6 protein-coding genes, 1 tRNA gene and 1 pseudogene are annotated in these 8873 nt (G+C 65.6%); 1 reads left to right on the top strand and 7 read right to left on the bottom strand.

Annotated features, from left to right (window positions below):
• Both Q0082_RS11130 and rplK read right to left on the bottom strand, forming a co-directional pair.
• Window positions 1-407, bottom strand: a pseudogene (locus tag Q0082_RS11130) (50S ribosomal protein L1); the annotation flags it as partial.
• A gap of 4 nt (window positions 408-411) precedes the next feature.
• The gene (gene rplK, locus Q0082_RS11125) at window positions 412-840 is read right to left on the bottom strand and encodes a 50S ribosomal protein L11 (RefSeq protein ID WP_298192486.1); all 429 of its coding nucleotides are present in this window, start codon (window positions 838-840) and stop codon (window positions 412-414) included.
• A 273-nt stretch (window positions 841-1113) separates the two neighbouring features.
• Here rplK and Q0082_RS11120 point away from each other — a divergent pair, with 273 nt between their 5' ends.
• On the top strand, window positions 1114-3909 hold the full coding sequence (locus tag Q0082_RS11120) for a DUF3857 domain-containing protein (protein WP_298192484.1): 2796 nt from the start codon (window positions 1114-1116) through the stop codon (window positions 3907-3909).
• A 148-nt stretch (window positions 3910-4057) separates the two neighbouring features.
• Here Q0082_RS11120 and Q0082_RS11115 read toward each other — a convergent pair whose 3' ends face one another.
• From Q0082_RS11115 to Q0082_RS11095, 5 genes are all read right to left on the bottom strand, one after another.
• On the bottom strand, window positions 4058-6430 hold the full coding sequence (locus tag Q0082_RS11115) for a transferrin-binding protein-like solute binding protein (protein ID WP_298192483.1): 2373 nt from the start codon (window positions 6428-6430) through the stop codon (window positions 4058-4060).
• A 202-nt stretch (window positions 6431-6632) separates the two neighbouring features.
• Window positions 6633-7169: a transcription termination/antitermination protein NusG gene (nusG, locus tag Q0082_RS11110; RefSeq protein WP_147158972.1), complete on the bottom strand. Its 537-nt coding sequence runs from the start codon at window positions 7167-7169 to the stop codon at window positions 6633-6635.
• Between the two features lie 42 nt (window positions 7170-7211).
• The gene (secE, locus tag Q0082_RS11105; RefSeq protein ID WP_292940088.1) at window positions 7212-7406 is read right to left on the bottom strand and encodes a preprotein translocase subunit SecE; all 195 of its coding nucleotides are present in this window, start codon (window positions 7404-7406) and stop codon (window positions 7212-7214) included.
• 210 nt (window positions 7407-7616) lie between these two features.
• Window positions 7617-8663, bottom strand: a complete 1047-nt coding sequence (locus Q0082_RS11100; protein ID WP_298192479.1) for an NAD(P)-dependent alcohol dehydrogenase — start codon at window positions 8661-8663, stop codon at window positions 7617-7619.
• Window positions 8664-8771: 108 nt separating this feature from the next.
• A tRNA-Trp gene (locus tag Q0082_RS11095) sits at window positions 8772-8847 on the bottom strand.
• Window positions 8848-8873: the final 26 nt, after the last annotated feature.

The following is an 8873-nucleotide window of genomic DNA, read 5'->3' as shown; positions in this document are numbered from 1 at the left end:
AGGCCCTTGGGGCCCAGCACCTTGCCGAGGCGGCCGACGATGCCCATCATGTCGGGCGTCGCGATCACGCGGCCATAGTCGAGGTTGCCGTTCTGCATGTCCTCGAGCAGGTCTTCGGCGCCGACCTTGTCAGCGCCAGCGGCCAGAGCGGCCTCGGCCTTGTCACCGCGCGCGAACACGGCGACCTTGACGTCCTTGCCGGTGCCGGAAGGCAGCGTGACCATGCCGCGGACCATCTGGTCGGCGTGGCGCGGATCGACGCCGAGGTTGAGCGCAACCTCGATGGTTTCGTCAAACTTGGTGCGCTTGAGGTCCTTCAGAAGCTGAATCGCCTCATCGACCTTGTAGAGCTTCTGGTTGTCGCCCAGCTTTTCCGCGAGCGCCTTCTGGTTCTTCGTCGTCTTCATCGGATCAGCCCTCCACCTGCAGGCCCATGGCGCGAGCCGAGCCTTCGATGATCTTGATCGCCGCGTCCTCGTCGTTCGCGTTCAGATCCTTCATCTTGATTGCAGCAACTTCGGCGAGCTGAGCGCGGCTGATCTTGCCCGCAGAGACCTTGCCGGGCTCCTTCGAACCCGACTTGAGGCCGAGCACCTTCTTGATGAGGAAGGTCGCCGGCGGCGTCTTCGTCACGAAGGTGAACGACTTGTCCGAATAGACAGTGATGATCGTGGGCAGCGGGGTGCCCTTTTCGATCTCCTGGGTCGCGGCGTTGAATTCCTTGCAGAAACCCATGATGTTGACACCGCGCTGACCGAGCGCGGGCCCGATCGGCGGCGAGGGCTTCGCTTCACCAGCTGCAACCTGCAGCTTGATGTAACCATCAATTTTCTTGGCCACGATTGGCCTCCTTTCGTCCTGTTGGGAGCGCCCGGGAAACAGGCGACCCCGCAGAGTGAGCGGTCAGACAGGTGCAAGCGCACCCTCCCGCACGGAATCAGGCGGGGCATGCCCCACCGGAAGTGCGGGCGCATAGCGGGACAGCACCGCTTTGGCAATGGTCCGCGCGCACCGCCCAGCCATGCAGCGCGCCCAGAACGGTGTCACCAGTCGTTGCGCTTTGGCCCGGTTCGGTTATCCCTTGGCAAGTCAGTCTTTTTCCCGGGGCCTACTTTGCACAGAACGCTTATCGGCGCTGCCTTCGTTTGCGCACTCGCCTCTCCTTCGGCTCATGCGGCAGACAAGGTCCTGATCGCGCCGGTCCCCGCCTGGGTCGCCCCGGCCCCGCCGGTACTCAAGGCAGACAGCGCGGTGCGGTTTGACGAGCAGGTGCAGGTCGATGGCGATACCACCACCGTCTACATCGACACGATGCGCCAGGCCTCCAGCCCGGAGGCGTTGCTCCAGATGGGCACACTCACGCTGGGCTGGCAGCCGGACCATGGTGACCTCACGCTGCACAAGCTGGAGATCATTCGCGGGGAGCAGGTGATCGATGCGCTCGGCAAGGGCGAGGGGATCACCGTGATCCGGCGCGAGGCGGGGCTCGAACGGCTGATGGTCGATGGCCAGCTGACCGCGGTGAAGCATATCGAGGGCCTGCGCGTGGGCGATGTGCTGCGCATGGTGTTCAGCATTTCCGAGCGCGACAGTGCGCTGGCGGGCCATGTGCAGGACGGGCTGGTGCTGCTGCCCGCGCCGCTCAAGGTCGGCTTCGGGCGGGCGCGGCTGGTCTGGCGGACCGCGAATCCGCTGACGGTGAAGTCGCTCGCGCCGGGGGTTACGCCGGTACCCAGGCCCGTCGACGGAACCTGGACCGAGATCGTGGTGCCGCTCCCGGTGGCCAAGCTGCCCGACGTGCCGAAGAACGCACCCTCGCGCTTCACGCCGCTGCCGCTGCTGCAGTATTCGAGCTTCCCGGACTGGGCCGCGGTCGCCGGAGTCATGGCACCGCTTTATGCGGTGAAGGACACGATACCGGCAGGGTCCGACCTTGCAGGCCGGGTCGATGCGATTGCCGCGCGTTCGACAGATCCGGTGACCCGGATGGCCGATGCGCTGCAGCTGGTGCAGGACGAGGTGCGCTACGAGCTGATCGCCATGGGCAACGGCAACTATGTGCCGCAGGCGCCGATGGATACCTGGGCCAAGCGCTATGGCGATTGCAAGGCCAAGACCCGCCTGCTGCTCGCGGTGCTCGACCGCCTCGGCATCAGGGCCGAGCCGGTGATGGCAAGCAGCAAGCGCGGCGATGCCGTGCCCGATATGGTGCCCGCTGCGCTGGCGTTCGATCACGTCTTCGTTCACGCCAGGGTCGGCGCCGAAGACTTCTGGCTTGACGGCACGATGCTGGGCTCGCGGCTGGCCGATATCCGCGACGTGCCGCGCTACGGATATGTCCTGCCGATGGGCGGCACGATCGAGGGCAGCAAGCCCGAGCTGCTCGCGCTGCCGCTACGTGCGCATGCCCGGCCAGATATCGAGGCCGACCTTGCCTACGACATGACCGCCGGGCCGCATCTGGCGACGCCTTATCACATAACGCTTCGCTATAACGGCACCTACGGCGCGGCCTACAAGGTGGACCAAGGTCCGAGCTATGACGAGAAGCTGAAGAGCTTTGCCGAGAAGGCCGCCAGCAGCTGGGTGGGCGATACTTTCGTGGGCAAGCCTCGCTCGAGCTGGGATGCCGATGCTGCCGTGTGGACGCTGGAGTTCGACGGCATTGCCTACCCGAACTGGAAGTACCGCGACGGGCACTACGCGCTCGCGGTGCCGCCCAGCCTCAAGGTCACCTATGATGCACCGCGCGACCGCGCTGCCTGGCGCGCCATCCCGGGCCTGATCAGCGAGCCGTGGCACGCGCGGCTGCACACCAGCTGGCGCCTCCCCGACCAGGGCAAGGGCGTGACGCTGACCGGCGCCGATCCGGGCGCGCTGGACCTCCCCGCCGCGAACTGGCAGCGCCGCATTGCGCTCGCGGGCGGAGAGCTGACCGAGGACATCGTCTCGCGCGAGAGCGGTGCCGAAATCGCGCCCGACAAGGCCAGCGGAACGGCCAAGGCGATTTCCGATGCGATGGACCGCACGGCGCGCCTCTCGCTCGATCCTGCCTACCCCAAGTGGTGGGACGATGTGGCGCGGCGCAAGAGCAGCCCCGCGCTGGCCAAGGTGCGCGCGATCTTCGACGCGCGCATTGCCGAAAAGCCGGACGACGCGGCGCGCCTGACCGACCGGGCGTGGTTCGAGCGGACGCTGTTCAACTGGGCCGCGGCGGAAGCCGATTACACCCGCGCCATCGCGCTCGACGCCTCGGCGGACCGGTACCTCAAGCGCTCGTCGCTGCGCAGCAAGCTTGGCGATCGCGCCGGTTCGCTGGCGGATGCGCAGGCCGCCTACGATCTCGAGCAGGGCAACGCCGATGCGCGCAGCAGCCTCGCCTACGAGTTGATCGAGGCGGGCAAGGCGGACGAGGGCCTCGACCTGCTGCCCACCGACCTCGACATCGCGACCGACGACGGGCTCTCCAACTTCCTCGAGAAGGTCGACCGGCTCGAGCAGGCGAACCGGCATGACGAGGCGCTCGCCATGCTCGACGAGGCGCTGGAGAAGCGCGGTTCGTCAGCCAAGCTGCGCAATGCGCGCTGCTGGTACCTCGGCCTCAGGAACAGCGCGCTCGATACCGCGCTGGCGGATTGCAACAAGGCGATCGAGCTGGAGGCGAACCCTGCAATGTACATGGACAGCCGCGCGCTGGTGCACTTGCGCGCCGGTCGCCTGAAGGAAGCCATGGCCGACTACGAAGCCGCGCTGGCGGCCGAGCCCGAACAGACCGCCTCGCTCTACATGGCCTCGATCGTGGCCGACCGCATGGGCGACAAGGCCAAGGCCGCGGCGCTGGCCAAGGCCGCGAAGACGGTGTTCCCCGATGTGGGGCATTTCTACGCGCACTTCGGGATCAAGCCCTGAGGTTGCGACTTACCGCTGGAAGCAGCCGCTAAAGGGCGAAGACCATGGGTCTCTGCTGCCATGGCAGGGGGGGACGGCCACAGTCCGTCCGGTAGCGGGTCAGGTCGATGCCGTTCCAGGGGTTCCGTAACCCGCTGTTTCCTCGCGCCTATCGGCCAGCGACGGCCACGGCCGCGATCCGCCACGGGCCAGCCGCGTCGGTAAGCCCGAACCCGGCGGCCGCACCGATTTCGGTGGCGGAGGGGCCATAGAACTTGCCGGCGAGATAGCCGCCGGTGCTGTTGCTGGCCGAGAACCCGTTTTCGACGAGCGAGATGGATGTGGCGAAATTCTGCGCGGCAAAGGCGTGGTTTGACGAACCCGGACGCTGCGCGCTCATCGTCAGCGCGGCGGTGAAGGCGTTCGAGAAGAAATCGACCGAGAACGTGCTCTTGCCGGTCACCGACCACGGATGGGCCGCATCTGTGCCGGACACGGCCCGCCCGGCGACAATGCCGTTGTAGACGGCCTTGCCCGTGGTGGGGATGTTATTGAAGGGCGTGGCGACGCCGGCCAGTGCGATGAAATGCACATCCTTTGCATCAGAATAGATCTGCGTGGTTACGACGGCGGAGACATCGTAGAACGACAGATATGTGAGCTTGACGAGCGGGTTGTCAGGCCCGGTCTTCAACTGCCTTGCGGTGATCGCATAGGTGCCCGCGGTGCTCCGTGCCGTCGTCTTGTATACTGTGTAGGATGCCGATCCGGCCGCAGCATCGATCGAGCCGGGTTGCAGCACGATATCGGGCAATGTGGCAAAGGGGGTTGCAAGGAACGACGCCCTGATCCGCGTGATGCCGGTGGCCGGATCGAAGTTGGACAAGACATTGGCATCGACACCGCCCTGGGTGCCAGACATCCACGCAGTGAGCGGGGTGTAGGCTACACGCGCTGGCCCCTTGTCGACGAGGCCGGCCGCATACTTGCCGAAAAGGGCCCCCATCACTCCAGCCTTGCCATTGGCGCTGAGCACGTTGAACGCACCGCCCACTTCGCCCGCAGTCGGCCCGTAGAGGTGGCCCTGCCAGCTGCCGGTGTAGCTGCCGAAGCCATCGAGCTTCACCGGGCCTGTCAGCGCACTGGTGCCCGCGCCGAGCTTGCCCGTGCCAGCGAACGTGCCGGCAAGCGTGCCCGAGAAGGGATCGAGCACGCTGGTCGTGCCGGTGAGCTTGACCGAGCCATCGCCGAAATTGACGAAGAGCGTGCCCGCGCCTTTGAGGGCATGGAATGTCGGCAAGGCCGGATCAGACAGCGTACCGGCAAGCGTGATCTTGAACCCGGCGGACCCGGTGCGCGGCAGGGCCGCGAAGGGGGTCTGGTCACCAGTCACCAGATAGTGGATCGTGCCCGTGCTGGCCGCGCCGGGTACGCCCAGTTCAGAGCTGCTGCCTTCACCCCAGTAAAGCGCCTTGAGGCTGTTGTAGCGACCGACGAGGACCGTGTGGAGATCATCGAACGATGGCCCCCAGGTGATGTACTGGTTGAGCTTGCCGGAGTAGGACCGCGTCGGCTCGATCAACGTGTAGATCTTCTTGGTCGCATCGTAGCGCACTTCGATCGGAGCCGTGCCCGGCGCCACGTCGGCATTGGCGTTTGCCGCAACGAAGGGCACATTGGCGATCAGCCCACCGCGCCCGGCAAACGTGCCCGAATACGTGAAGATAGGCGTTGTTGCGCCATCAGTCGCCGCGAACACGCCGCCGACTTCCTGCGCGGCAGGACCATAGAAACGGCCCGCAAAGTGATTGCCCTTGTCGATCGAGGAGGCGAAGTGGCCGGTCGAATCAATGTGCCCCGAAAAGCCGATGCCTACGTAGGCCGTTGGCGAATAGGTGGAGGGGCCGACCCGGCCATTCAGAACCACGCCGCCTGTCGCAAAATCGAGCCGGAGCGAACCCGTACCGGCGAGTTGCGCCGCCTTGGGTTCCGCCTGATGGACATGCCCGGAAAAGACCAGCGCATATTCGGCGCGCCCGCTGCGTGGCAGGGCGGCGGCGGGCGTGACGAAGCCGTAGGTGAAATTGTCCTCCACCGCGCCATCCGGCTTGATGTGAAGGCGAAAACCCTGGCCAACATACTGGAAGCGGGGACCGGACGTACCCGGCTTCGACAAGGCGAAGAGATCGCCGCCGACGCGATAGGCCGTGTAGGTTGTGGTAGACTCCGCAGTGGCAACGGACGCCGGGCCAAGCTGGGTGGACGTCGCCCCCGTCTTGACCGTGTAGAGCCCGGTTGCGGCATTGTAGATAACGCTGGCGGCTTCGGCGCTGCTGACCTGTCCCCGTTTCAGGTAATCCGGCCCCGCAGGTGGCCACGTGGCTTCGGACCGAATGGCATCGGCGGGGAAAGTCTGGCTGGAGAGAGTGCCGATGAAGCCGCCGTCGGCAGCAAAGCAGACCGCCGGTGCGGCAATACCGATCACCGCCACACCCCAGCGCATCGCCGCGCGAGCCGCCCTGACTCCTGAATTCAACTGCACCTTGACGCCCCCTTGTCCATGGCGGCGTCTGTCGGGCGGCTTGGAGCGGCGGCGAAAGGCGCCAGACCGCCGAGGCCAACAGGGTCTCGGTCTGATCCAGACGCTTCTAAATTATCGGCAATCCGCCACCAAACCAAGCAAAACTGCTTCCGATCCGGCCCTGCTCGTCTCGTATCGAGCCAAGCGGGCGGGAGGGAGCGCCTTACTTGACCAGTTCGACTTCCTCGAAGCTCAGTTCCACCGGCGTGGCGCGGCCGAAGATCGAGACCGCGACCTTGACGCGCTGCTTCTCGAAATCGAGCTCTTCCACGGTGCCATTGAACGAAGCGAACGGGCCGGCGTTGACCTTGACCGAATCGCCGATCTCGTAATCCACCAGCACCTGCTTGCGCGGTTCGGCAGCGGCGGCTTCGCGCGCGCCGAAGTAGCGGGCGGCTTCCTTGTCGGAGATGGGCTGCGGCTTGTTGTTGTTGCCGAGGAAGCCGGTGACCTTGGGCGTGTTCTTCACAAGGTGGTAGATGTCGTCGTTCATCGCCAGCTTGGCGAGGACGTAGCCCGGCATGAACTTGCGCTCGACCTGGACCTTCTTGCCGCGCTTCACCTCGGTCACGGTTTCGGTGGGCACCTCGACTGCCTCGACCAGCTGCGAAAGGCCGATACGCTCGGCCTCGGCGAGGATGGCTTCCTTCACCTTGTTCTCGAAGCCGGAATAGGCGTGAATGATGTACCAGCGGGCCATGGGTCGTCCTTGAATGGGGTTCGTGTGATCAGGCGCCGGCTATCAAGCCAGCGACAGCAGCGAGCGCACGATCAGGCTGAAGATCGAATCGATGCCGAGGAAGAACACCGCAAGGATGAGCATCATGATGCCGACGAAGATCGCGGTCGTGGTCGTCTCGGCGCGGGTCGGCCAGATCACCTTGCGCGCTTCGGCACGGACCTGGTTGATGAATTCACCGGGGCTCAGCTTTGCCATCACGTATTCCTGCTCTCGCTCGCGCCGAGGGGCGCCTTCACGGCTTCCGGCTAGGCCTCATCGCCGCCCCGGACAGGTCCGGGAGGGGCAGGTGAAGTTTCCGATGTCGGAAGAGCCACGCATTTAGGCGCTGGGGCGGCGCTTGGCAAGAGGCGGGGGCGCTGGCGAACCTCGCGCCCCTTGCGGGAGAGGTCCGCCAGCGCAGCCCAGTCAGATCGTGCTGGTATCGATCACGAAGCGGTAGCGCACGTCGCCCTTGAGCATCCGAGCATAGGCCGCCTCGATCTCTTCCATGCGAATCAGTTCGATGTCGGAAACGACGCCGTGCTCGGCGCAGAAATCGAGCATCTCCTGCGTTTCCGCGATGCCGCCGATCAGCGATCCGGCGAGGCTGCGGCGCCGGGTCAGGAAGTGAAACAGCGTGGGCATCGGATGCGGCTTTTCCGGCCCGCCGACCATCACCATCGTCCCGTCACGCTTCAGGGTGAGGAGGAAGGGATCGAGATCGTGGCTGTGCGAGACAGTGTTGATGATGAGATCGAGGCTTTCGCGCGCGGCCTTCATCGCGGCCTTGTAAGTCGAGACGACGACCTGGTGCGCACCGAGTGCGCGGATCGCGGCTTCCTTGCCGGGATTGGTGGTGAAGGCGGTGACGTCCGCGCCGAGTGCGCGGGCGAGCTTGACGGCCATGTGGCCCAGGCCGCCGATGCCGACCACGCCGACGCGCTTGCCCGGACCCGCATTCCAGTGACGCAGCGGCGACCAGGTGGTGATCCCGGCGCAGAGCAGCGGCGCGACGGCAGCGAGCTGCTCTTTCGCGTGGCGGATGGCGAGGACATAGGCCTGATCGACGACGATCCGCTCGGAGTAGCCGCCCAGGGTGTGACCCGGTGCATCAGGCGTCGGGGAATTGTAGGTGCCGGTCATGCCGCTCGCGCAGAATTGCTCCAGCCCCTCGCCGCACGCAGCGCAGGTGCGGCAACTGTCGACGATGCAGCCGACGCCGACCGTATCCCCGGGTGCGAATCGGGTGACCGCACTCCCGATGGCGCTCACTGTGCCGACGATCTCGTGGCCCGGCACGCAGGGAAACATCGTGCCGCCCCACTCGCCGCGGACGGTGTGGAGATCGGAATGACACACCCCGCAAAAGGCAATCTCGATCACCACATCATTTGGCCCGGCATCCCGGCGCGGAATCGCGAAGGGCCCGAGCGGCTGGTCGGCGGCTTGGGCGGCATAGGCCTTGACAGTCATGGCAGGGGCTTTCGGCAGGAGGAATGGCTTGCCGCGCACCATGCAGGCGGCGCAGGCCACGACAAACTCACGAAAGTGGGAAACGGCGGCCCGTTCCTCAGCGGAACGTGGCAGGAGTGGAGGGACTCGAACCCCCGGCCCTCGGTTTTGGAGACCGATGCTCTACCAACTGAGCTACACTCCTGTGCCGGAGAAGCGCCCTTAGTGGGT

Origin of the sequence: Novosphingobium sp., from assembly GCF_027489515.1 — a bacterium.
In the GTDB taxonomy this organism is placed as follows: Bacteria; Pseudomonadota; Alphaproteobacteria; order Sphingomonadales; family Sphingomonadaceae; genus Novosphingobium.
The sequence above is the reverse complement of the archived record's forward strand: the minus strand, read 5'-3'. Positions and strand labels throughout refer to the sequence as shown.

Excerpts from the sequence above, each read along its gene's own strand:
- Q0082_RS11100 (WP_298192479.1), bottom strand. The coding sequence starts at position 8,663 with ATGACTGTCAAGGCCTATGCCGCCCAAGCCGCCGACCAGCCGCTCGGG.
- nusG (WP_147158972.1), bottom strand. The coding sequence starts at position 7,169 with ATGGCCCGCTGGTACATCATTCACGCCTATTCCGGCTTCGAGAACAAG.
- secE (WP_292940088.1), bottom strand. The coding sequence starts at position 7,406 with ATGGCAAAGCTGAGCCCCGGTGAATTCATCAACCAGGTCCGTGCCGAA.